General features: G+C 63.5%; 24 protein-coding genes. 7 read left to right on the plus strand and 17 right to left on the minus strand.

Annotation, left to right across the window (positions count from 1 at the left end; genetic code table 11):
- Positions 1–155: 155 nt before the first annotated feature.
- The 5 genes from UP09_RS24785 to soxX are packed head-to-tail and all read right to left on the minus strand — an operon-like array spanning position 156 to position 2,483.
- A complete protein-coding gene (locus UP09_RS24785) occupies positions 156–458 on the minus strand; it encodes a hypothetical protein (protein WP_044540906.1) in 303 nt (100 codons plus the stop codon).
- Positions 455–1,312, minus strand: a complete 858-nt coding sequence (gene soxA / locus UP09_RS24790) for a sulfur oxidation c-type cytochrome SoxA (protein ID WP_044540907.1) — start codon at positions 1,310–1,312, stop codon at positions 455–457. Before soxA ends, UP09_RS24785 begins: the two co-directional genes overlap by 4 nt.
- Positions 1,309–1,620: a thiosulfate oxidation carrier complex protein SoxZ gene (soxZ, locus tag UP09_RS24795; protein WP_044540908.1), complete on the minus strand. Its 312-nt coding sequence runs from the start codon at positions 1,618–1,620 to the stop codon at positions 1,309–1,311. Before soxZ ends, soxA begins: the two co-directional genes overlap by 4 nt.
- Before the next feature lie 21 nt (positions 1,621–1,641).
- The gene (soxY, locus tag UP09_RS24800) at positions 1,642–2,136 is read right to left on the minus strand and encodes a thiosulfate oxidation carrier protein SoxY (RefSeq protein WP_044540909.1); all 495 of its coding nucleotides are present in this window, start codon (positions 2,134–2,136) and stop codon (positions 1,642–1,644) included.
- Positions 2,137–2,168: 32 nt separating this feature from the next.
- A complete protein-coding gene (gene soxX / locus UP09_RS24805) occupies positions 2,169–2,483 on the minus strand; it encodes a sulfur oxidation c-type cytochrome SoxX (RefSeq protein ID WP_502689082.1) in 315 nt (104 codons plus the stop codon).
- Positions 2,484–2,846: 363 nt separating this feature from the next.
- Here soxX and UP09_RS24810 point away from each other — a divergent pair, with 363 nt between their 5' ends.
- Entirely contained in the window at positions 2,847–3,521 is a 675-nt protein-coding gene (locus UP09_RS24810; protein WP_044540911.1) for a DUF938 domain-containing protein, read from the plus strand.
- A gap of 5 nt (positions 3,522–3,526) precedes the next feature.
- Here the strand turns inward: UP09_RS24810 and UP09_RS24815 are convergent, their stop codons facing one another.
- On the minus strand, positions 3,527–5,596 hold the full coding sequence (locus UP09_RS24815; protein ID WP_044540912.1) for a prolyl oligopeptidase family serine peptidase: 2,070 nt from the start codon (positions 5,594–5,596) through the stop codon (positions 3,527–3,529).
- Positions 5,597–5,796: 200 nt separating this feature from the next.
- On the opposite strand from UP09_RS24815, the gene UP09_RS24820 reads away from it, so the two are divergent.
- The 3 genes from UP09_RS24820 to UP09_RS24830 all read left to right on the plus strand — a co-directional run bounded on the left by UP09_RS24820 (position 5,797) and on the right by UP09_RS24830 (position 9,034).
- Positions 5,797–6,288, plus strand: a complete 492-nt coding sequence (locus UP09_RS24820) for a type II toxin-antitoxin system HicB family antitoxin (RefSeq protein WP_044540913.1) — start codon at positions 5,797–5,799, stop codon at positions 6,286–6,288.
- 123 nt (positions 6,289–6,411) lie between these two features.
- Positions 6,412–7,656 carry an MFS transporter gene (locus UP09_RS24825; protein WP_044541205.1) on the plus strand — a complete coding sequence of 415 codons (1,245 nt, stop codon included), beginning with the start codon at positions 6,412–6,414 and terminating at the stop codon, positions 7,654–7,656.
- A gap of 121 nt (positions 7,657–7,777) precedes the next feature.
- Positions 7,778–9,034, plus strand: a complete 1,257-nt coding sequence (locus UP09_RS24830; protein ID WP_044540914.1) for an MFS transporter — start codon at positions 7,778–7,780, stop codon at positions 9,032–9,034.
- Between the two features lie 47 nt (positions 9,035–9,081).
- On the opposite strand, the gene UP09_RS24835 is transcribed toward UP09_RS24830, so the two are convergent.
- Positions 9,082–9,576: a VOC family protein gene (locus tag UP09_RS24835; protein ID WP_044540915.1), complete on the minus strand. Its 495-nt coding sequence runs from the start codon at positions 9,574–9,576 to the stop codon at positions 9,082–9,084.
- Positions 9,577–9,697: 121 nt separating this feature from the next.
- A complete protein-coding gene (locus tag UP09_RS24840; RefSeq protein ID WP_044540916.1) occupies positions 9,698–10,243 on the minus strand; it encodes a carboxymuconolactone decarboxylase family protein in 546 nt (181 codons plus the stop codon).
- Positions 10,244–10,408: 165 nt separating this feature from the next.
- Between UP09_RS24840 and UP09_RS24845 the strand changes: the two genes are divergently transcribed.
- Entirely contained in the window at positions 10,409–11,593 is a 1,185-nt protein-coding gene (locus UP09_RS24845) for an acyl-CoA dehydrogenase family protein (protein ID WP_044540917.1), read from the plus strand.
- 131 nt (positions 11,594–11,724) lie between these two features.
- Complete coding sequence (locus tag UP09_RS24850; RefSeq protein WP_044540918.1) at positions 11,725–12,864, plus strand: acyl-CoA dehydrogenase family protein; 1,140 nt, start codon at positions 11,725–11,727, stop codon at positions 12,862–12,864.
- A gap of 98 nt (positions 12,865–12,962) precedes the next feature.
- Here the strand turns inward: UP09_RS24850 and UP09_RS24855 are convergent, their stop codons facing one another.
- The 9 genes from UP09_RS24855 to UP09_RS24890 all read right to left on the minus strand — a co-directional run bounded on the left by UP09_RS24855 (position 12,963) and on the right by UP09_RS24890 (position 21,088).
- Positions 12,963–14,000, minus strand: a complete 1,038-nt coding sequence (locus UP09_RS24855) for an amino acid ABC transporter substrate-binding protein (RefSeq protein WP_044540919.1) — start codon at positions 13,998–14,000, stop codon at positions 12,963–12,965.
- A 60-nt stretch (positions 14,001–14,060) separates the two neighbouring features.
- Entirely contained in the window at positions 14,061–14,654 is a 594-nt protein-coding gene (locus UP09_RS24860) for a L,D-transpeptidase (protein WP_044540920.1), read from the minus strand.
- A gap of 165 nt (positions 14,655–14,819) precedes the next feature.
- Positions 14,820–14,948: a DUF2474 domain-containing protein gene (locus UP09_RS37755; RefSeq protein WP_156164757.1), complete on the minus strand. Its 129-nt coding sequence runs from the start codon at positions 14,946–14,948 to the stop codon at positions 14,820–14,822.
- Positions 14,948–15,952 carry a cytochrome d ubiquinol oxidase subunit II gene (gene cydB / locus UP09_RS24865; protein WP_044540921.1) on the minus strand — a complete coding sequence of 335 codons (1,005 nt, stop codon included), beginning with the start codon at positions 15,950–15,952 and terminating at the stop codon, positions 14,948–14,950. The genes UP09_RS37755 and cydB overlap by 1 nt, the downstream gene beginning before the upstream one ends.
- Positions 15,949–17,355, minus strand: a complete 1,407-nt coding sequence (locus tag UP09_RS24870; RefSeq protein WP_044540922.1) for a cytochrome ubiquinol oxidase subunit I — start codon at positions 17,353–17,355, stop codon at positions 15,949–15,951. Before UP09_RS24870 ends, cydB begins: the two co-directional genes overlap by 4 nt.
- Before the next feature lie 109 nt (positions 17,356–17,464).
- On the minus strand, positions 17,465–18,037 hold the full coding sequence (locus UP09_RS24875) for a thioredoxin family protein (RefSeq protein ID WP_044540923.1): 573 nt from the start codon (positions 18,035–18,037) through the stop codon (positions 17,465–17,467).
- A gap of 19 nt (positions 18,038–18,056) precedes the next feature.
- A complete protein-coding gene (locus UP09_RS24880) occupies positions 18,057–18,752 on the minus strand; it encodes a cytochrome c biogenesis CcdA family protein (protein ID WP_044540924.1) in 696 nt (231 codons plus the stop codon).
- A 412-nt stretch (positions 18,753–19,164) separates the two neighbouring features.
- Positions 19,165–19,776 (minus strand): sigma-70 family RNA polymerase sigma factor, encoded by a 612-nt coding sequence (locus tag UP09_RS24885; RefSeq protein ID WP_044540925.1) that lies wholly within the window; start codon positions 19,774–19,776, stop codon positions 19,165–19,167.
- Between the two features lie 244 nt (positions 19,777–20,020).
- Positions 20,021–21,088 (minus strand): acyltransferase family protein, encoded by a 1,068-nt coding sequence (locus tag UP09_RS24890; RefSeq protein ID WP_044540926.1) that lies wholly within the window; start codon positions 21,086–21,088, stop codon positions 20,021–20,023.
- 189 nt (positions 21,089–21,277) lie between these two features.
- Between UP09_RS24890 and UP09_RS24895 the strand changes: the two genes are divergently transcribed.
- A complete protein-coding gene (locus tag UP09_RS24895; RefSeq protein ID WP_044540927.1) occupies positions 21,278–22,597 on the plus strand; it encodes a UDP-glucose dehydrogenase family protein in 1,320 nt (439 codons plus the stop codon).
- The last annotated feature ends 59 nt before the right edge of the window (positions 22,598–22,656 follow it).

The following is a 22,656-nucleotide window of genomic DNA, read 5'->3' on the forward strand; positions in this document are numbered from 1 at the left end:
TCTCTCCCCCTTGCGGGGTCCGAGGCGAGCGGAGCTCGCTCTCGAAGTTGGAGAGAGGGGTAAGCCACGAACACCGCCCGTGCGGCTTACCCCTCTCCCTAACCCTCCCCCACAAGGGGGGAGGGAACCCTTCCGCCAGTGCTAACTCCTATGCGTCAGCGAATTTCCATGTCTTTCCAGCGTTCCTTTTCGCTGGTGGCCTGGAAGATCGATGCCTTTGCCAATGCTTCGGCTTCCTTGGCCTGCGCGATCGCGCCATCAAAGTCGCCGGCGTCGCCGGCCTTTTTCGCCGCTGACAGCGTCGAGGCCGTCGTGGTCCACTGATTGCGCAAGGCGCCGGCTTCCTTGTTGGCGGCATCAGCCGCGGCATAGGCCGCCTTGTAGTCGGCCTCGGAAGCGGCGAAGGCGGTGGTCGCCGCCGCGATCAGCAGGGCGGATGCCGCAAAGATTGCTCTCATGGCCGCGCTCCCGGGCCGGAGATCGGCAGACCATTGCTGACATAGGACAGATAATATTCGAGGTTGCGGTACTCGTCGTCCTGCGGATTGAGCGGTACGCCGCGGATCTGGCTGTTGCAGGTGGTGAAGCGGCGGCTGGTGGTGCCCATGCCTGACCATTCCGAACGATAGATCGGCATCGCGTTCAGAATCCCGAGCGCCGGCGCCAGCACCTCGGCGCGGATCCGCTCGCCCGGGCTCTGCACGTGGCAGGTCGCACAGGAGAAGTTGAGCTGGCCGCGGCGGGTGTAGAAATATTCCTTGCCCTTCTGATAGGCGTCCAGCGCGCGCGGATCGTTCGGGATCTTGATGTCCATCGGCTTGCCGCGCGAAGTATAGGCCATGTAGGCGGTGAGCGCTGCCATGTCGTCCTTCACATAAGAGAACGGCGCCTCGCCATTCGCCTCGCGGCAGCGATTGAGCGCCAGCTCGAGCGTGACGACCTTGCCCTCCTTCTCGTCGAAGTAAGGATAGTTCTGGCGGATGGCGATGCCCTGGTTCGGGAAGCAGTCGGCGTAGGTTTTGCCGTTCTTGAACGGTTTTGAAAACATCTCCTTGCCCGCCTCGAGCGAGAACTCGTAGGGCGGGAAGTCCTCTTTCTCCACCCACTGTTTATGCAGGTCCTCATTCATCGAATACGGACCGTTGACGAAATCCTCGAGCTTCAGCTTGGGGAATTTGTCGGTGTAGAATTTCTGGAACGCCGCCTTGTCGGCGAGGGGATCGATGCTATCTGCCGCGCGTGCGGCCGGCACGAGTGCCAGCACGCCCAGTGCAAGCGTCGCAGCGGCGCGGATCGTCAGGCGCAGCATCATTGAATCTTCGCCGTGGTGGTGTCGGTCGCGCCCTTGCTGTCGACCCAGCTGATCTTGAGATCGTCGCCCTTCTTGCCACCCTTGAATGCGAACTTCACATAGGGGTCCTTGGAGACCGCCGGCCCCCAGTCGGCGACGAACACCGGCTTGCCGTCATATTCGAAGGTCAGCTCCTGGATGAAATGCGGCGGGATCAAATTGCCCTGCGCGTCCTTGACGAAGCCGGAATCCATCGGATGCTGGATCAGCGCCTGCACCTCGGTGGTGTCGCCGTTTGCGGTCGCGCGCACACGAATGCTTGAAGCCATCGGACACTTCCCTGTTTGAGTTCAGCCGCCGCAGCCGCCGACGGTGACCTTGACTTCCTTGGTGGTGCTGTAGAGCTTGCCGCCGGCCTCGACGATCGCGGTGACGTTGGTGGTCTTGGCCATCTTCAGGCGATTGGCGACGCTCGGCAGCGTGCCCGCCGGAATCTTGTAGCTGGCCGCCAGCGCATTCGGATTCTCCGCGACCAGGAACGAGATCGATGTCACGTCTGACAGCGTCGTCGTGACCGAGATCGGCACGACCGCACCGTTCTCGGCGATTTCAGGCGCATCCATCTTCACCTTGTCGGATGGTTCGGCGGTCCTGCCATAGAGCGCCTTGATCGCGTCGGCCTCGCTCTTCTGCTTGAATGCGTCCTCAGGATATTTGTCGTTCGCGGCCGCCAGCGCCCGCGGGACGTCGAAGGGCATGACGCCGAGGCCGATCAGCGCGGTGACGCCGATGCCCTTCAGCACCAGGCGGCGCGTTTCGGAAAACTCTCTGGTCGTGGTGCTCATTCCAAAAATCTCCTCAAGCGACCGTCGCGGCGTCACAGTGTTTGCAGGAAATCCACCACCGCGCTGATCTCCTGCTCGGACAAGATCCGGTTTCGTCCGAACGGCGGCATCACGGTCAGCGGGTTGCGTTTGGTTTCGTCGGTGACGATCGCGATCAGATCGTCGCGGCTGTATTTGGCCTTGAGGCCGGTCAGCTCCGGGCCGATCGTCCCGGGCAGGTCGCCGCCCTTGATCACATGGCAGGTCAGGCAATTGCCCTTGCCGCGGTCGAAGGCGAGCTTTTGGCCCTCGGCGGCCGATTGGGCCTGCGCTGGGCCGGCCACTGCTGCGCCTGCCAGCAGCGCCAGGGTGAGGGCTGGCTTGGAGAAGTTGGCGATCAAAGGCGTTTCCCGGGCTTATATCTCGATGATCTCTTCGCAATATAGAAGGTGGAAAGCACAAAGGCCACCGGCTGGCAATGTGCAGAATGGCAGTGGGGACGCGGCGGTTCATGGTTGTCCGCGTACGCAAAATCATACCCGTCACCCTGAGGAGGCCGCGAAGCGGCCGTCTCGAAGGGTCGACGGCCACCAGCGGGGCCGTGCATCCTTCGAGACGCGCGAAGATGCGCTCCTCAGGATGACGGGTTAGGTAGTATTCGCACCATGCCGGTTCCGCTTTTGCCCAATGTCGCTGCGCGGTCTACAACCGGCTGACCCAAGGAGATTGCGGTGGCGGAATTTGTGGTGGAGTTCGGCAAGGATGGCAGCCCGGTCGAGGCGGACGGGCGGCTCGATGCCGCCGCGTTCCACCGCAACCATCAGCCGATCTGGGCCGTGCTGAACGGTTTCCTCGCCAGTCAATCCGGCGATGTGCTGGAGGCCGGCAGTGGCACCGGCCAGCATGTCGTGTATTTCGCACGCCATACGCCCGACATCATTTGGTGGCCGAGCGACCTCCACTCAGCACATCTCAGAAGCATCGAAGCCTGGCGCGCGCATTCAGGCTTCGCCAACATCCGGCCGCCGCAACGGATCGATCTGTCCGATCCGGCGTGGTCTCCCGCGCCATCAGATGGCAGCGGCCCGGACCGGCTGCTCGCGATCTTCTGCGCCAACGTGATCCACATCGCGCCGTGGCCCGTCGCCGAGGGGCTGTTCGCCGGCACCGCGCGCCATTTGCGCGCTGACGGGCGGCTGTTCCTCTATGGTCCGTTCAAGCGGAACGGCAAGCACACCGCGCTCAGCAACGCGGTGTTCGACACCTCGTTGCGCGACCGCGATCCGAAATGGGGCGTCCGCGACATCGCCGATCTCGAACAGCTTGCCGGGAGTGTCGGCCTGAAACTGGCCGGCACCTTCGATCTGCCCGCCAACAACATGATCCTGATGTTTGAGCGGAAATAACACGTTCAAATCTCGCCGTCGGCCCAGCCGATCTTGTCCTTCAGGAACGTATAGCCGAGCGCGATGAAGGCAGCGCGTTCCTTGTTGTCCTTGCCGTAGCCGTGGCCTCCGGCGGCGGGCTCGTAGAGATAGGCCTCATAGCCCATCGCCTGTAGCTTGGCCGTCATCTTGCGCGCGTGGCCGGGATGAACGCGGTCGTCGCGCTTTGTGGTGGCAATCAGGATCGGCGGATAGGGCTGCCCGGCCTTCGCGGTGTGATAGGCGGAGTAGGTTTGCAGCCAGGCCCATTCCTCCGGCTTGTCGGGATCGCCGTATTCGGCAATCCAGCTCGCGCCAGCCAGAAGTTTTGTGTAGCGGCGCATGTCGATCAGCGGAATCGTGCAGAGCAGAGCGCCGAAACTTTCAGGGTAGCGCGTCAGCATGTTGGTGATCAGGATGCCGCCATTCGATCCGCCTTCCGCGGCAATCCGGCTCGCGCGCGTGACGCCGCGCCTGACCAGATCGGCAGCGACCGCAGCGAAGTCGTCATGCGCCAGCCGTTTGCCGGCGTAGCGTCCGGCGTCGTGCCAGCGCGTTCCAAACTCGCCGCCGCCGCGGATGTTGGCCTGGACCGTGGTGCCGCCGCGTTCCAGCCACAGCTTGCCGAGCGCTGAGCCATAGTTGGGCTTCACCGAGAGCCCGAAGCCGCCATAGGCGGTCATGTGCACCGGCGCATCGCCGGTTTCGGTCGCTGGTCCGGTCTGCACATAGGGGATCCGTTCGCCATCGACCGAGATCGCCTCGTGCTGCGTGACCACGAGCCCGTCGGCGTTGAACGTTCGCGGCGCCTGCTTGAGCAGCGCAGGACTTGCAACGCCCTCGATCAGCATCAGCGAAGGTGGGGTCAGCGGGTCCTGCACGTTGGCGAGCAGGTCGCCGTTGCTTTCGGACTCGTGCCGGTCAAGGCGCCAGACATCGACGACCCCGATCCCGGGAAGCCCTTGCAGCCTTCGTCGTGTCCAGTCATTTGCCGTGGGCGTGCAGACCTCGAAAACCGGTCGCAACTCATCCAGAATCGACAGCACCAGTTCGCCGGCGGTCCAGAAAAATCCTTGCAGCGCAAGCCGCGCGCCCGGTTCGAACACGACCGTGAAACGGCGATCGCCTGCGAGAAAGGCTGACAGCGATATGCCGAGCACGGAGTCCACCGCGTAGGTCGTCCCCGCCACCGTCCATGCCGAGCGGAGCTTGATCGCCAACCAGTCCTGCTGCGCTTCGAACAAGACATCGGTTGGCAGATCGAGCTTCGTCTTTGCGCCGGTCTCGTCACCCAGCCAGCCCTGGAAATTGAAGAAGTCGATTTGATCGATGAACCAGACGCGGGGGATGGCCCCCGTTCGATCGCCGCTGCAATATGCCGCCATATGATCGGCGGGCACTTCGAAAATCACCGGAGCCTGCTCGACAGCCTCACCGCGGCGCCAACGTCTCACGGTGCGGGCGTAGCCGGAGGTCGTGACCATGCCTTCGCCACCCGCGCGCGATAGCAACAGGGTGTCGGCATCGACCCATTCGGCGCCGCCTTTTGCTTCCGGAAGCACAAATCCGTCGGCGACGAAGCTCTTTGTTTCCAGGTCGAACTCGCGCAGCGTGGTGGCGTCGCTGCCGCCGCGCGACAGTCCCACGATCGCGCGCGAAGCAGCTTCAGGAGGCGCGTGCGTCCAGCCCAGCAGCCAGTCCTTGTTTTCCGCGGCGGCAAGCTTGTCGACGTCCAGCAGGATGTCCCATTCCGGATCCGGCTTGCGAAACTCTTCGAGCGTCGTCCGTCGCCAGAGGCCGCGCGGATTCGTCGCGTCCTTCCAGACATTGTAGAGCAACCCGCCGCGGCGTGTGACGTAGGGAATATTGTCCGGCCGGTCGTAGATCGCCGCCAGCGCGTCGCGATCCCGCTCGAAACGCGGTCCGCCGAATTTATCCAGCGTGCGCTGATTCTGCCGCTCGACGAAATCGAGTGCGCGTTCGCCTTCGATGTCTTCCAGCCACAGATGGGGATCGTCATCGGGGGCAGCGAGGGTGGGCCTTTCGTCGAGGGACACGGTATCGGCTCCGGGGACGATGAGAAGGAAGGCTCAACAGGCGGACTGATTTACGCGGGAGCAGGCGTCCTGTCCATTGCGGCCGCGTGGATGATGCGGAGTTCGACTTGCCGGTCCATGCGTTCTCTCCGCATCGATCAATGTGTGATTTGACACAATATTGTGTGTCAAATAGCATACCTCCTCGAGGGAGGCCAAAAATGAAGAGACGGATTTATCCGGCGGTGCTGGAACGCGGGGCCCGCGGCGCGTTCGGCGCGTGGTTTCCTGATTTTCCGGGCTGTGTCGCGGGCGGCAAATCGCAGGAAGAGGCAATTGAACGCGCCGAGCAGGCACTTGCGCAGGCTGTGGATGGCTGGGTGGAGCAGGGCAAGCCGCTGCCAGAGCCGACGCCGATCGAGCTTATCGTGCCGCCCAAGGGCTCCGATGTCGCCGCGTTCTTCATGGTCGGCGTCGATCCGCCCGATCCATCCGAGCGGGTGAATGTCTATCTGCCGAAAAGCCTGATCGCGCGGATCGATAGGCACGCCGCCGGGATTGGTATGAGCCGCTCCAGCTTCTTCGGCTTCGCGGCTTCGCTTGCGCTCGAGTGGCGGCTTCCGACACCTCACCTCGTCGAGCCGCGCTCGAAGGTCCACAAGACCGGCGCACTGCGCGCCGAAAAACGGCCGGCGAAGAAGTCGACGCGATAAGGTGGCTAGCTTGCGTTGGTCGCATGGCGCGCGCCCGTTTGCGTCGGTTGATCGCCTCACACCCGCTCTCCATAGTGCCCGCAACAAAGGGCTCCTGCCGGGGCCTTCCGGGCGGAAATGCTGATGATCGATGTGACAGCTTTGGACGAGACGGCCAACGACGCGCGGGCGCGTGGCAATGTGCTGCGGCTCGCCGCGGCGCAGGCGTTGACCGGCGCCAATTCGGCCGTGATCTTTGCCACCGGCTCGATCGTCGGCGCGACGCTGGCGCCTGACATCTCGCTCGCGACGGTGCCGCTCTCGATGTATGTGCTGGGCTTGGCCGCCGGCACGCTGCCGACCGGCGCGATCTCGCGCGCCTACGGCCGGCGCGTCGCCTTCATCATCGGCACCTTCTGCGGCACGCTAACCGGCATGCTCGGCGCCTGGGCGATCCTGCATGCATCGTTCTGGCTGTTCTGTGGCGCAACCTTCCTCGGCGGTCTTTATGGCGCGGTGTCGCAATCCTATCGCTTTGCGGCGGCCGATGGCGCCAGCACCGCGTTTCGCCCCAAGGCGGTGTCATGGGTGATGGCGGGCGGCGTGTTCGCCGGCGTGCTCGGGCCGCAGCTCGTGCAGTGGACCATGGACATCTGGTCGCCCTATCTGTTCGCCTTCTCCTTCGTGGTGCAGGCGCTGGTCGCGCTGGTTGCGATGGCGGTGTTGTCGGGTGTCGATGCGCCGAAGCCCGCGGCCGCGGACCTGCATGGCGGCCGTCCGCTGTTCGAGATCGCAAAGCAGCCGCGTTTCATCGCGGCTGCGCTGTGCGGCGTGATCGCCTATCCCATGATGAACCTGGTGATGACCTCGGCGCCGCTTGCCATGCAGATGTGCGGGCTGACTGTGAGCGATTCCAATTTCGGCATTCAGTGGCATATCGTGGCGATGTATGGCCCGAGCTTCTTCACCGGCTCGCTGATCGCGCGGTTCGGCGCGCCCGCGATCGTAGCCTTCGGGCTTGCGCTGGAGGCCGTGGCCGCGACGATCGGGCTGTCCGGCATCACTGCGCTGCACTTTTGGGCAACGTTGATCGTGCTCGGGGTGGGCTGGAATTTCGCTTTCGTCGGCGCCTCTGCGCTGGTGCTGGAAACGCACCGGCCACAGGAGCGCAACAAGGTGCAGGCCTTCAACGATTTTCTCGTCTTCGGCATGATGGCGATCGGCTCGTTCTCCTCCGGCCAGTTGCTCGCACATTACGGCTGGAACGCCGTCAACATGGTGGTGTTCCCGCCCGTGCTGCTCGGTCTTGCCGTGCTCTCGCTCGCCTCGTTCGCGAGGCGGCGGGCGAAATTGCGCGCGGTGGATGAAATTCCCGACCCGAGCATCTGATCAGCTGCTGCCAATTGCTGACAGTTCGATCTGCATCGAAATGATCGGCTTGCGTCGCTAATTACATCGTCAGACCAGACAATTCCTGTCATGACGATGTGAGAAGCAAGAGCAAGAACAAATGGACGCATCCTCATACGCCACGCCCGATGAATCCGCGCTTCGTTACGACGGCTGGCGCATCGTCGCGGTCTGCTTTCTGCTCGCGACGTTCGGCTGGGGGCTCGGCTTCTACGGACAGAGCGTTTACGTCGCCGAGCTGCAACGGCTGCACGGCTGGCCGGCGTCGCTGATCTCGTCGGGCACGACATTCTTCTATCTGTTTGGCGCAGCACTGGTTGCCTTCGTCAGCGAGGCGATCCGGGCGTTCGGTCCGCGCAACTGCCTGGTCGCCGGCACCTTCGCGCTGGCGGCGGCTGCGGTCGCGATCGGCGAGGTGCGCGAGCCCTGGCAGCTTTATCTTGCCAATGCGGTGCTGGCGTTCGGTTGGGCCGGCACCAGCCTCGGTATCATCACCAACACGCTCGGCCTGTGGTTCGACAAGAAGCGCGGCATGGCGATCAGCCTGGCGCTGAACGGCGCAAGCTTTGGCGGCATCGTCGGCGTGCCCTTGCTGGTCGCGGGTATCGGCGCTTTCGGTTTCTCAGGTGCGATGACGGCCGCCGCCGTGCTGCTGATCGTGCTGATGGTCCCGGTGATCCTGATTGTCGTCGGGCGGCCGCCGGTTCATCTCCACGCCGTCACGGCAGCCGCGGCGGACGCGCCATCGGCAACGCAGGTCCGTGCCCGGGCGCTGCGCGATATCAACTTCCTCTCGGTCTCGGTTGCGTTCGCGCTGGTGCTGTTTGCTCAGGTCGGCTTCATCGTTCACCTGATCTCGTTCCTCGACCAGGTGATCGGGCGCGAGCGTACGACGGTGGCGATGGCGCTGTTGACGGCAATGGCCGTGGTCGGCCGGGTCTCGTTCTCGTTCGTGATCGACCGGCTCTACCAGCGGCTCGCCGCGGCGCTGTCCTTTGTCAGCCAGGCAGTTGCGCTGTTGGTTATCATCAACGTGCACAATGATGTCGCGCTGATCGCGGCCTGCGGGCTGTTCGGCTTCTCCGTCGGCAATCTGATCACGCTGCCGTCGTTGATCGTGCAGCGAGAGTTCGATCCGCGTTCGTTCGGCGTGCTGGTCAGCCTGATCACGGCGATCAACCAGATCACCTATGCCTTCGGTCCCGGCGTGATCGGGCTGCTCCACGATGTCTCGGGCGGCTATACACTGCCGTTCTATGGCTGCATTGGCCTCGAGCTGATCGCGGCTGTGGTGATCATGATGAGGGCGCGTAGCCCGGATGGAGCGCAGCGTAATCCGGGGCCGGTGTCGAGGTGATCTGCGAGAGGACCCGGATTTCGCTTCGCTGCATCCGGGCTACAAGCTCACGTCGCTCGCTGCTTCAGCAGATCCTCAAGATCCAGCCTGCTGGTGAACATCGCGAGTTTGCCGTCGGCCGTGCGCGGCCATTCCGCCTCGGGCCGGTCCCAATAGAGTTCGACGCCGTTCTCGTCGGGGTCGCGCAGGTACAGCGCCTGGCTGACGCCGTGGTCGCTGGCGCCGTCGAGTGGGATGCCGGCGGAGCGCACGCGATGCAGCGCGTCGGCGAGGGCCGGGCGGGTCGGGTAGAGAATCGCGGTGTGGAACAGGCCGGTGGTGCCTGATGGCGGCGGATGGCCGCCTTTGCTCTCCCAGGTGTTGAGGCCGATGTGGTGGTGATAGCCGCCGGCCGAGATGAAGGCTGCAGCAGGGCCCATGCGCTGCTGCAGCTCGAAGCCGAGCACACCGCAATAGAAGCCGAGCGCGCGCTCGAGATCAGCGACCTTGAGGTGGACATGTCCGATCCGCGTGCCCGCGACGATGGGAGGATTTTGCGACATGTCGTGGCTCCGTTCGTGTCGATGCCTCGCCGCTCAGCGGCAAGGTATTCAGCCTGATATAGTCCGAATCCGGGAGCGGACGAGCGGCCGATCCTGAAACCCAAAGTTTCCGCAGGCGAGCTTACGACAATTCCGACAATTCGCCGCCCGGCAACTCGAATTCAAAGGTGTTCAACGTCATCGACACCATGGTGTAGTAGCCGCACAGCCCGATGATCTCGACGACGCCGCGCAGGGTCAGCAGCTCGACTGCCTCGTCGTACAGCGGCTTCGCCACGCCGTGGCCCTCATGCAGCGACTTGGCGACCTCGTAGATCATCCTGGCCTTGGGATCGTCGAAGGTCGGGATCCGGCGCACGCGGATGTCCTCGATGATCTTCGGGTCCAGGCCGCCCTTCAGCGCCAGCCGCTTGTGGGCATACCATTCGTAATGTGCGGTCCAGTGCCGGGCGGTAACGAGGATCGCGATCTCGGAGAGTTTCGGCGGAAAAATCGTGTCGAAACGCAGCACCTCGCCGAGGCGCGTGGCATGCCGGGCCACCTCGGGGCTGTTGAGCCAGGCCATCATCGGCGCCGGCGGGGCGCCGCGCTTGCCGGAGATCGACTCGTCGTAGGTTTCTTTTTGGGCGGCGTTCATTTCGCCAGGCGAAAGCAGTTTCAGCCGCATGTCCGTTTCCTCTGGTTTTTCAATTGCTACTGGTCTCGCGGATACACCCGATCGCGCGAGGAGACCACCGACGCCAGAGCATGGCGCGGCCGCAAGACATATTGAATTCCACGATGCGCTGGCTAAGGTCGATTCCAATTCATCGAATTCGACCGGAAACGCACCATGGCAGACCTCGAGACATTCCGCAGTGAGACCCGCGCCTGGCTGGAGCAGAATTGCCCGCCGGAAATGCGCAAGCCGATGACCTCGGATGGCGATACGTTCTGGGGCGGCCGCAACACGAAATTCTCCTCCGACGCGCAGCGCGTCTGGTTCGAGCGCATGCGCGACAAGGGCTGGACCGTGCCGCACTGGCCGAAGGAATATGGCGGTGGGGGCCTCGACGGCGAGGAGGCCAAGATTGTCCGCCAGGAAATGGCTGTTATCGGCGCGCGGACGCCGCTGACCTCGTTCGGCATCTCCATGCTCGGGCCGGCGCTGTTGAAATACGGCACCGAGGAGCAGAAGAAGGAGCATCTGCCAAAGATCACCGCGGGCTTGATCCGCTGGTGCCAGGGCTATTCCGAGCCGAACGCCGGTTCCGACCTCGCCTCGTTGCAGACCCGCGCCGAGAGCGACGGCGACGACTACATCATCAACGGCCAGAAGATCTGGACGTCGTATGCGAACTATGCCGACTGGATCTTCTGCCTGGTGCGCACCGATTCCTCGGCAAAGAAGCATGACGGCATCAGCTTCATCCTGTTCGACATGGCGTCGAAGGGCGTGTCGACCAAGCCGATCCTTTTGATCTCAGGCTATTCGCCGTTTTGCGAAACCTTCTTCGACAATGTGCGGGTGCCGAAGTCGCATGTCCTGGGTACCGTCAATCGCGGCTGGGACGTCGCGAAATACCTGCTGCAGCATGAACGCGCGATGATCTCGGGCATGGGCGAGCGCGGCGTCGGCCGGCCGCTCGGCCAGATCGCGGCCGACTCGGTTGGCGCCGACGCACAAGGGAAGCTCGACGATGCGCAGTTGCGCAGCCAGATCGCGAGCTTCGAGGTCGATGAGGCCGCGCTTGCCGCCGCCGCCGAGCGCGCGGTCGATCTCGCCAAGGCCGGGCAATCGCATCCGGCATTCTCGTCGGCGATGAAATATTACGGCACCGAGCTCAACAAGCGCCGCTACGAGATCCTGATGTCGGCCGGCGGCATCGACGCGCTGGAATGGGACAGCGAGCGCTCCAGAGGCGGCGCCCGTCCGCGCGCCTGGTTGCGCACCAAGGCCAACTCGATCGAGGGCGGCACCTCGGAGGTGATGCTCGGCATCGTCGCCAAGCGGATTCTCGATTTGCCGGGGGCGTAGGTACTCATCGTCGTTCCGGGGCGGCGCGAAGCGCAGAACCCGGAACCTCGAGATTCCGGGTTCGATGCTGCGCATCGCCCCGGAATGACGAACTCAGGAACACAAGTTTCGAACGTTAGATCGGATTCTTAATGGCCCTCGTCCTCACCGAAGAACAATCCATGCTGCGCGACAGCGCGCGCGGCCTCATCAGCGACAAGGCGCCGGTGTCGCATCTGCGCGGGCTGCGAGACGGCAAGGATGCCACCGGCTTCTCGCGCGAGCTCTGGAAGACCTTTGCCGAGATGGGCTTCTCCGGCCTCCTGGTGCCCGAACAATTCGGCGGCAGCGGGCTTGGCTGCGTCGAGGCTGGTATCGTCATGGAGGAGATCGGCCGCACCTTGATGCCGTCGCCGTTCCTCGCGACCTCGGTGCTCGCCGCCTCGGCGCTGTCGCGCGGCGGCAGTGAGGCACAGAAGGCGCAGCATCTGCCGAAGATTTCCGACGGCTCGCTGCTGGCGGCGCTTGCGATCGACGAGGGTGCAAAGCATCGTCCGCTGCAAACGGCGCTGCAGGCCACGCGCTCCGGCAACGGGTTCAAGCTCTCCGGCGACAAGGCGTTCGTGGTCGATGGGCACACCGCCGATCTCTTGATCGTCGCCGCGCGCAGCGCGGGCAGCGCCGGCGACAAGAACGGGCTCACGCTGTTCCTGGTTGATCCGAAGGCGAAGGGGTTGGCGTTGGAACGCACCGCGATGGTCGATTCGCACAATTCGGCGCGCATTGTGTTCGACAATGTCGAGGTCAACGCCGACAGCGTGCTTGGCGAAGTCGACCAGGGTCTTGCGTTGCTCGACGGCGTGCTCAATATCGGTCGCGGCGCTATCGCCTCCGAAATGGTTGGCCTCTCCGAAGAGGTGTTCGGCCGCACCGTGACCTATCTGAAGGAGCGCAAGCAGTTCGGCAAGCCGATCGGCGAGTTCCAGGCACTGCAGCACCGCGCAGCGGAACTCTATATCGACATCGAGATCACGCGCGCCGCAGTGTTGAAGGCGTTGCTGGCGCTCGATGCTAACATCGACAAGGCTGCTGCCGCAGTCGCCGTTGCCAAAGCGCGCGCCGGCACCACCGCGACGCAGGCCGTGCAGGAAGGCGTGCAGATGCACGGCGGCATGGGCATGACCGACCAGTTCGACATCGGCTTCTTCATGAAGCGCGCCCGGGTCTGCCAGGAGCTGTTCGGCGACAGCAACTTTCACGCCGACCAACTGGCGCAGGGGAAGGGGTATTGAGGTCCTGAAATGTCATTCCGGGATGGTCCGAAGGACCAGACCCGGAATCTCGAGATTCCGGGTTCGCTTCGCGCCCCGGAATGACGGCCTGACGGTCGTCACCTGATCGGCGGCGCGTACTGGACGCCGCCAGCGTTCCAGAGCTGGTTCATGCCGCGCGGAATCTTCAGCTGCGATCCGCTGCCGACGTTGCGCTCATAGACCTCGCCGTAATTGCCGACGTGCTTGATGATGCGCACCGCCCAGTCCTTGGTCAGGCCGAGATCCTCGCCATAGCTGCCTTCGGTGCCGACCAGCCGCATCACTTCCGGCTTCTTCGACTTCAGCGCTTCGTCGATGTTCTTCGAGGTGACGCCGAGCTCTTCGGCGTTGATCATGGCGTAGAGCGTCCACTTCACGATCATCATCCAGTCGTCGTCACGCAAGCGCACCACGGGCGCCAGCGGCTCCTTCGAGATGATGTCGGCCAGGATGACGTGGTCGTTCGGCTTGGAGAGGTTGAGCCGCAGCGCATAGAGCTGCGAGGCATCCGACGTCAGCGTGTCGCACTGGCCGGAATCATAGGCCTTCACGACATCCTCGAGCTTGTCGAACTTCATCTCCGTGTACTTCATGTTGTTGGCACGGAAATAGTCGGCAAGGTTGAGCTGCGTCGTGGTGTTGCCCTGCACGCAGACCTTACTGCCGTCGAGGTTGAGCGCGGAATCGACGTTGCGCGCGCGCGGCAGCATGAAGCCCTGGCCGTCATAATAGGCGACCGCCGGGAAATACAGGTCGTAATTGGTCTCGCGCGACATGCTCCAGGTGGAGTTGCGCGACAGGATGTCGACCTTGCGGTTCTGCAGCTCCTTGAAGCGCTCGCTGGCATCGAGCGGGACGAACTTCGCCTTCGACGGATCGTCGAAGATCGCGGAGGCCACCGCGCGGCAGAAGTCGACGTCGAAGCCGGTCCAGTTGCCCTTGTCGTCGGGATTCGAGAAGCCCGGCAGGCCCTTGTTGACGCCGCACAGCACCTCGCCGCGGCGGACGGTGCGCTTCAGCGTGCGTGTGTCGTAACGCTCATAGGTGATGGCGGCGGCCGCAACCAGCACGGCGACCGCGAGCCCGATCGTCAGGCCGCCTCGAAATGTACGCATGAATTCTCTCTCGCGAATGATCGGGAAAAATGGATCAGGTATCGAAGGCGGGCTGGCGGACTAAAGTTCGGGCTTCTGCCGGATGATCACCTTGGTGCCGACGGGAACGCGGCTGTAGAGATCGGCGACGTCATTGTTGACCAGGCGGAAGCAGCCGGAGGAGATGGCGGTGCCGATCGTATCAGGCTGGTTGGTGCCGTGAATGCGGTAGACCGTGCTGCCCAGATACATCGCGCGCGCGCCGAGCGGATTGCCGGGGCCGCCTGCCATGAAGCGCGGCAGATAAGGTTGGCGGGCGATCATTTCCGGCGGCGGCGTCCAGTCCGGCCACTCCGCCTTCTTGGTGATGTTCACCAAACCTTGCCACGTAAACCCATCGCGGCCGACGCCGATGCCGTAGCGGAGCGCGCGGCCGTTGCCCTGCACGAGGTAGAGATGGCGTTCGGCCGTGGCGACGATGATGGTACCCGGCGCTTCGTTGGTCCGGTAGTACACCACCTGCTTCTGCCATTCCGGATCGAGCTGGTAGCTGTCGTCGGCGACCAGGCCGGGCTCGTCGGCATCCGGGCGGTTCTGGGCAAAGCCCTGCGATGTCGACAGCGCCAGGGCGGCCGTGGCGATCAACATCCAGACCAGGTGACGAAGTTTCGCCATGCAAAGCTCTCCTTGTGGTCGCGGCCAAGTGGTTGCTCCACCCAAATCGCGATAGCATCAAATCTCAGCGACAGCTTGATGGCAAGTTTAGGGCGGTGTGCCGATATCTAGCTGTAATACCTCTGTTTTTCGTCGCTGGTGAAGGGGGTTGCTGCGCCGACCGGCTCATTTCGGCGCAATCCAGAGTCGCAAGGCGAAGGAAATCAGGGCAACCGTGCCGACGCCGCCGAGCCAGAGCGCCGCGAACCACAGCAGGCGTTGGCCGAGCGGGCGCGGGCTAGGATCTGACCGCATCAGTGATAGCCGTGCCCGGGCTGCACCTTGCCGCGGAACACCCAATAGGCCCAGGCGGTGTAGCCGAGGATCAGCGGGATCAGCACCGAGACCCCGAACAGCATGAAGACCTGGCTGTTCTCGGGTGCTGCCGCCTGCCAGATCGTGATGCTCTGCGGCACGATGAACGGATACATGCTGATGCCGAGCCCGGCATAGGACAGCGCGAACAATGCCAGCGTCAGGAAGAACGGCTGGTAGTCGTATCTGTTGGAGAGCGCGCGCAGCAGCAGCGCGGCGACGGCGGCGACCGCAATCGGCACCGGCGCGGTCAGGATGATGTTCGGCCAGGTGAACCAGCGATGTGTGTACTGCACATGCAGGAACGGTGTTGCGATGCTGACAAGGCCGATCGCGGCCAGCATCGCGATCAGCAGCACCCAGCTCAAATGATAGGCGCGGTCGCGCAATTCGCCTTCGGTCTTCATCACGAGCCAGGTCGCCCCCAACAGCGCATAGCCGGTCACGAGCGCGAGGCCGGTCAGGATGCTGAACGGCGTCAGCCAGTCCCACCAGCCGCCGGCGTAATGGCGGCCCTCGACATGGATGCCCTGCAAGACGGCGCCGAGCGCAATGCCCTGAGCCAACGCCGCGAGCAGCGAGCCGCCGGCAAAGGCGATATCCCACTTGTTGCGTTCCTTCTGCGTCCGCCAGCGGAATTCGAAGGCGACACCCCGGAACACCAGTCCCAGCAGCATCGCGATCACAGGCGTGTAGAGCGCCGGCATCAGCACCGCATAGGCCAGCGGAAACGCCGCCATCATGCCGCCGCCGCCGAGCACCAGCCAGGTCTCGTTGCCGTCCCAGACCGGCGCGACGCTGTTCATGATGACGTCGCGATCGGCCTTCTGCGGGAACAGCGGGAACAGGATGCCAAGGCCGAGATCGAAGCCGTCCATCACGACATAGACGAACACGGCAAAGGCGATGATGAAGGCCCAGAGCGTGGCGAGGTCGAAGCTCATCGCGCGCCCTCCACGGCAGCGCCCGCCGCCGGCGTGATGCCGGCAGCCCGCGCGGGCACGTCGCGTGACGGGCCCTGCTCACCCTGATGCGGCGGTTGCGCCATCAGCCGCAGGATGTAGATCACGCCCGCGGTGAACACCGCGAAATAGACGATGATGAAGGCGATCAGCGAAGAGCCGACCGCGGGCGCGGCCAGCGGCGAGGCGGAGTCAGCCGTTCGCAGCAAGCCGTAGACGGTGAACGGCTGCCGCCCGGTCTCGGTGGTGATCCAGCCCGCCAGCACCGCGATGAAGCCGGCCGGCCCCATCGTCACCGCGAACAGATGCAGCAGCCGCGAATGATACAGGCGTCCGCGCCAGCGCATCAGCAGGCTGAACAGGCCGAGCCCCAGGATCAGGAAGCCGAGGCCGACCATGATGCGGAACGACCAGAAGGTGATCGGCACCGGCGGCCAGTTTTCGCGCGGCACGGTGTCGAGGCCGGCCATCGGCGCGTCCGGCGAATGTTTGAGGATCAGCGAGCCCAGTTTGGGGATTTCGACCGCGTATTTGACTTTTGCCTCGGCCATGCTGGGCAGACCGAACAAGATCAGCGGCGCACCGTCCTTGTGGCTCTCGAAATGGCCTTCCATCGCCATGATCTTGGCGGGCTGATGCTCCAGCGTGTTGAGGCCGTGCTGATCGCCGGCGAGAATCTGGATCGGCGCCACGAGAGTGGCCATCCACATCGCCATCGAGAACATCACGCGGGGGCCGGCGAGATGCTGGTCGCGCAGCAGATGCCAGGCGCCGACCGCGCCGACCACGAGCGAGGTGGTGAGGTAGGCCGCCAGCACCATGTGCACGAGACGATAGGGAAACGACGGATTGAAGATCACCTTCAGCCAACTGGCCGCGATGAACTGGCCGTCGGCGTTGACGGCGTAGCCGGTCGGGGTCTGCATCCAGGAATTGGCTGACAGGATCCAGAACGCCGAGATCAGCGTGCCGATTGCGACCATCAGGGTTGCGAGGAAATGCAGCCTGGGGCCGACGCGCTGCATCCCGAACAGCATCACGCCGAGGAACCCCGCCTCGAGGAAGAATGCGGTCAGCACCTCATAGGCCATCAACGGGCCGATGATGGGGCCGGTCTTGTCGGCGTAAGCCGACCAGTTGGTGCCGAACTGGTAGGACATCACGATACCCGACACGACGCCCATGCCGAACGCGACCGCGAAAATCTTCAGCCAGTAATTGAACAGGTTGATGAAGACCTCGCGCCCGGTCGCGAGCCACAGCGCCTCCAGCACCGCGAGATAGCTCGCAAGCCCGATCGAGAACGCGGGAAACACGATGTGAAACGACATCGTGAAAGCAAATTGCGCGCGGGCGAGCGCGACCGCATCCCAACCTTCGAGCATGACGCACCGTCCGTCGTCAATTATCGGCGCGATCTTACACGGGATCGCGCATTCCCGGCGTGGAGCCTACCATGCTGAGAATGACGACAATACTGGTCCGATTGTCCAATTAGCTGCTGGCGTTGAGCAGCCGGCCGATAGTGCGGTCGATCTGGTCGTACTGTCCTTCGCCGTCATGCTGGAACACGATCTTGCCGTTCTGATCGATGATGTACTGTGCCGGCCAATACTGGTTGCGATAGGCGTTCCAGGTCTGCGAATTGTTGTCCTGCGCCACCGGATAGAGGATGCCGTGCCGTTTCAGAGCCGCCTGGACGTTGGAGGCGGAGTGCTCGAATGGGAATTCCGGGGTGTGGATCCCGACCACGACAAGGCCGCGATCCCGGTATTTTGAGTAAAGTTCGGTTACATGTGGCAGCGTGTTGACGCAATTGACGCAGCCATAGGTCCAGAAGTCCACCAGCACGACCTTGCCGCGCAGGTCGGCCAGCTTCAGCGGCTGCGAGTTGAACCAGTTGCTGAGGCCGACGAAGTCGGGTGCCGCCTGGGCCTGCTCGGTTGTCGCAGCCACGGCGACCGGCCGCGCCGGGGCATCAGCTTCGGTGCAGAGGCCGGGGATGACGGCGCCGCCCAGGCCAAGGCCCGCCACGAGAGCGGATATAGCGATCAAGCGCAGGGTCATCGATATCTCCTTTTGGGGTTCACAGGCCGATCTGGCCGTCGGGATAAAAGCGTGTCAGCCACGCCACGATCAGCGTGTCGTATTGCAGGTAGGACAGTGCGGCGAAGCCGAGGATGAGGACGCCAAAGCCCTGTTGCAGGCGCGGCGCTAGGCGAGCAAAGCTGCGGACGCGCGCCGTGATGGTCTGGCCGCCATAGGCGATCGCGAGCATCGGGATCGCCGCGCCGATCGCATAGGTGACCAGTTGCAGGCTGGCCCATGCCGTGTCTTTCGATGTCGCGACGATGGTCAGGATCGAGCCGAGCACGGGGCCGGCGCAGGGTGTCCAGACCAATCCGAGCGTGCTGCCAAGGATGAAGCCGCCGAGCAGGCCCTGCGACGGGATGGCGGTGCCCATGCTGCCGGTGGCGCCGGAGATCCGGATCGAAAGCCATTCGAATGGCGTCGGCCAGATCATCAACAACGCGAAGCCGGCAAGCAACATGGCAGCGCCGGTCCGCAGCACGTTCGGATCGAAATCGAACGCACGCGTGATCGCGCTCAGCAGCAACGCCACAATAGAGAATGCCATCACGAAGCCGAGCGCGATCATGGCGGGCCGCGCCTTGCCGGTCTGACCTATCGATACCCCGAGCAGGATTGGCAGCATCGGCAGGGTGCAAGGCGCGGCGACGGTGGCGACGCCGGCAAGCAGGGCTAGCGCAAGACTAAGCATCGTGGTCCGTCCATCAGAGGGCCGGTTCGCCATATGGCCGCACCGGGACGCCTGATGTTCTTCGCGCTGGGGCTTGTGCCGTTACGGCCGCCGGATCACGGGACCCACACGTCTGTGTGAGATGGGACCCGCTTCATGAAGCTGTGCCAAATATGAAGCGACCCGGCTGGGGGGCATCCCGGCCGGGTCGTTGGAGGTAACTTGGGAGGTTTAGAACTTGAGAGGTTAGAAACTGGTTAGCCGGCGCCTGTTCGGCGGTTGGCGTTGCGTTGTTGACTGAAGGTATAGAGATCGAGTTTTTCAGGCCGATGTCGTCGATTGTTTCAATTGTTTCGTCGCCTGACTTTTTTGGCTTCGTGGACAATTGTCCTGATGTCTCGATCTCTCATTAAGATGCTGAATTTGTTACGATTTATGCTGCGACGCTGTCCACGCCGGCGCCCCTGAGGAGGTCGGCGAGCTGCTTGCGGGCATAGAACATCCGGGTCTTCACCGTGCTTTGCGGGATACCGATGATCAGCCCGGCCTCTTCGACCGACTTCTCATGGTAGTAGACGAGATTGATGATCTCGCGATGGGCCGGCGACAGCTTGGCGACGCAGGCGCGCAGGATCTCGCTGGTGGTGGCGCGATCGAGCGAGGCTTCCGGGGTGTCGGAACCGTCGGCGATCTCCAGCACATCCTCCTGGTCGATGTCCTCGTGCTTGCGCTGACGCAGCGCGGTCAGCGCCTTGAAACGGGCGATCGACAGCAGCCAGGTCGAAACCTGCGAACGCCCCTCGAACTGGGAGGCGGTCCGCCAGACGTCCAGGAACACCTGGCTCACCAAATCCTCCGCCATGGTGGTGTCGCGCACCATGCGCAGCACGAAGCGGTAAACCCGGACATTGTGACGGGCATAGAGCGTGTGCATCGCGGTGCGGTCGTGCGTGGAGATACTTTCGAGCAGCATCTCATCCGAGGTCGCACGGGCAGCGGCAATGTGCTTGTCGGCTGCGGCGTTGATGGCGATGACGTTCGGCATGACAGGCTCCCAATTCGCCGTTTGGCGGCGGTTCGTTGGGAGAATTGTTAGTTACCGCCCGTTTCCGGATGTCTGCGCGAAAAGTGGAAAATGGTTTCGTGAGCAGGAGAATTGTTTCATCGGAAGACTCGCGACGAAACATTCGGGACAAAAAATCCAATCATTTCAATATGCGGAAAATTCGATGGGCCGGATTCTCTCGTGCCGGAAGGAATCCGGTCGTGACTTCCGGCACTATCGGGGCTTACTCGGCCGCCTGCAGCTTGGGCGCTGCCTTTTTCGGGGCAATCCAGAACGCCTCGGGCCGCTCGAACAGGAAGTTGGCATGGATCGCCAGCGCCAGCCGCCAGATCAGCAGCGAGCCGGCGACACCGACCACGGTCACAACCAGCGAGATCAGGCCGATGTCGTGGATCGGGCCGGAGCGCAGCAGAATCGTCCGTGTCGCGGCCATCGGGAGGAAGAAGGCGAGATAGATGACGATCGAGTGCTCGCCGCAGAAGCGCAGAAAGTTGAGCCAGTGCGCGCGTGCCAGCAGCGTACCGATCACAATGATCGCGCAGGCCCCGGCAAGGCCCAGCGCCAGCGAGACGATCGGCCATTCGCTGACGTCGAGCGCAACAAGGCCGCCATTGACGACTGCCCAGAGCCCAAGCCCGAGCAGCGCCAGCACAGGCCGCGCCCGCGCGCGGTCCGACAGCGCGAAGACATAGTCGGCCACGATGTAGCCGGTGAAGAAATAGACGAAGCGCGCGCAGAACTCGTCGATGGCGGTCCAGCCGGTCGCAACATGCGTCATCTCGAGCGCCGCTGCGATCAGCCAGATGACGAGCGGGTGAATGTTGCGTGTCAGCTTCGTGACGACGAAGAAGATCGGCAGCAGGTAGATGAACCACAACGTGCCGAACGGCTCGATGAAGGATTCCAGATAGAGCAGCCCGACCTGGCTCCAGCTCGATTCAGCGGCGAGCGACGGCGCCTTGAAGCCGAACTGGATCGTCACCCACAGCACGTAGAAATAGGCGAAGTGCATCACCTTACGGTCGAGATAGGTTCGCCAGTCGCGATCGATCACAACCGACAGGAAAAGCCCTGAAATCAGGAAGAAATCCGGCATCCGGAACGGTTTGGCGAACATCACGACGTAGTGCATGAAGCCGGTCTGCTCGGCCGCTTTCTCGACGCCCAGCACCGAATGCATCATCACGACCATGACGATGCAGATGCCCTTGGCATAGTCGACCCAATCGACACGCCCGGCCGTCGTCCCGGTGGAACGATCTGTCACGGCGGATGTGCCGTTTGCGGTCATCTTCGTCCTGTTTCGGCTGTCGCGGGCGCATCATCGGCCCGATCGGTTTCTTTCTCCTTTATTCATACAAATGACATGCCGCCGAATCGGCGCTTTTCCACGTTCCCCTTGGCCGACAAATGTTCTAAGAGGCGCACGAATCCAAAGGCTAAATCCACTGGTTGTTAACCATAGGAAGCGGGTTGTTTCATGCGCATTGCCATGATTGGCACGGGTTATGTCGGGCTGGTGTCGGGCGCCTGCTTTGCAGATTTCGGTCACCACGTGACCTGCGTGGACAAGGATGCGAGCAAGATCGCAGCGCTGCATCGCGGTGAGATCCCGATCTTCGAGCCCGGCCTCGACGCACTCGTCGCGGCCAATGTGAAGGCCAAGCGGCTCGAATTCACCACCGATCTGGCGGTGCCGGTAGCCGAAGCCGACGCAGTCTTCATCGCGGTCGGCACCCCGTCGCGGCGCGGCGACGGTCACGCCGACCTGACCTATGTCTACGGCGCCGCGCGCGAGATCGCCGCAGCCCTGAAGGGCTTCACCGTCGTCGTCACCAAATCGACCGTGCCGGTCGGCACCGGCGACGAGGTCGAGCACCTGATCCGCGAGACCAATCCCGCGGCCGAATTCGTCGTCGCCTCCAATCCGGAATTCCTGCGCGAGGGCGCTGCGATCCGCGACTTCAAATTCCCCGATCGCATCGTGGTTGGCACATCGGACGAGCGCGGACGCAAGGTGCTCGGGGACGTCTACCGGCCGCTGTCGCTCAACCAGGCGCCGGTGATGTACACCGAGCGGCGCACCGCCGAGCTGATCAAATACGCCGCCAATGCGTTCCTCGCGACCAAGATCACCTTCATCAACGAGATCGCCGATCTCGCCGAGAAGGTCGGCGCAGACGTGCAGGAGGTCGCGCGCGGCATCGGCCTCGACAACCGCATCGGCTCGAAATTCCTGCATGCGGGCCCGGGTTTCGGCGGCTCCTGCTTCCCGAAGGACACCCGCGCGCTGATCAAGATTGCGCAGGATAACGACGTGCACCTGCGCATCGTCGAGGCGGTGCTCAGTGTCAACGACATCCGCAAGCGCGCGATGGCGCGCAAGGTTGCGAACCTCTCCGGCGGCAGCCTGCGTGGCAAGACCATCGCAGTGCTCGGCCTGACCTTCAAGCCCGACACCGATGACATGCGCGAGGCGCCGTCGATCCCGCTGGTCACCGGCCTGCTCGACCTCGGCGCCAAGGTGCGCGCGCATGATCCGGTCGGCATGGAGCAGGCCCGCAAGGAACTGCCCGACATCGAGTATTGCGACGACCCCTATGATTGCGTGAGGGGTGCCGACGCCATGGTCGTGGTCACCGAGTGGGTGCAGTACCGCACGCTCGACCTTGCGCGGCTGAAGGCGGAAATGAAGCAGCCGGTCGTGATCGACCTGCGCAACATCTACCGCCCCGAGGACATGGCCGCGCTCGGCTTTGCCTATGACAGCATCGGCCGCGCGCCGGTGCCGCGGGCGTGATATCTGTTTCACCTCGCCCCGCTTGCGGGGAGAGGTCGGCGCGAAGCGCCGGGTGAGGG

This window comes from Bradyrhizobium sp. LTSP885, from assembly GCF_000938305.1.
GTDB lineage: Bacteria > Pseudomonadota > Alphaproteobacteria > Rhizobiales > Xanthobacteraceae > Bradyrhizobium.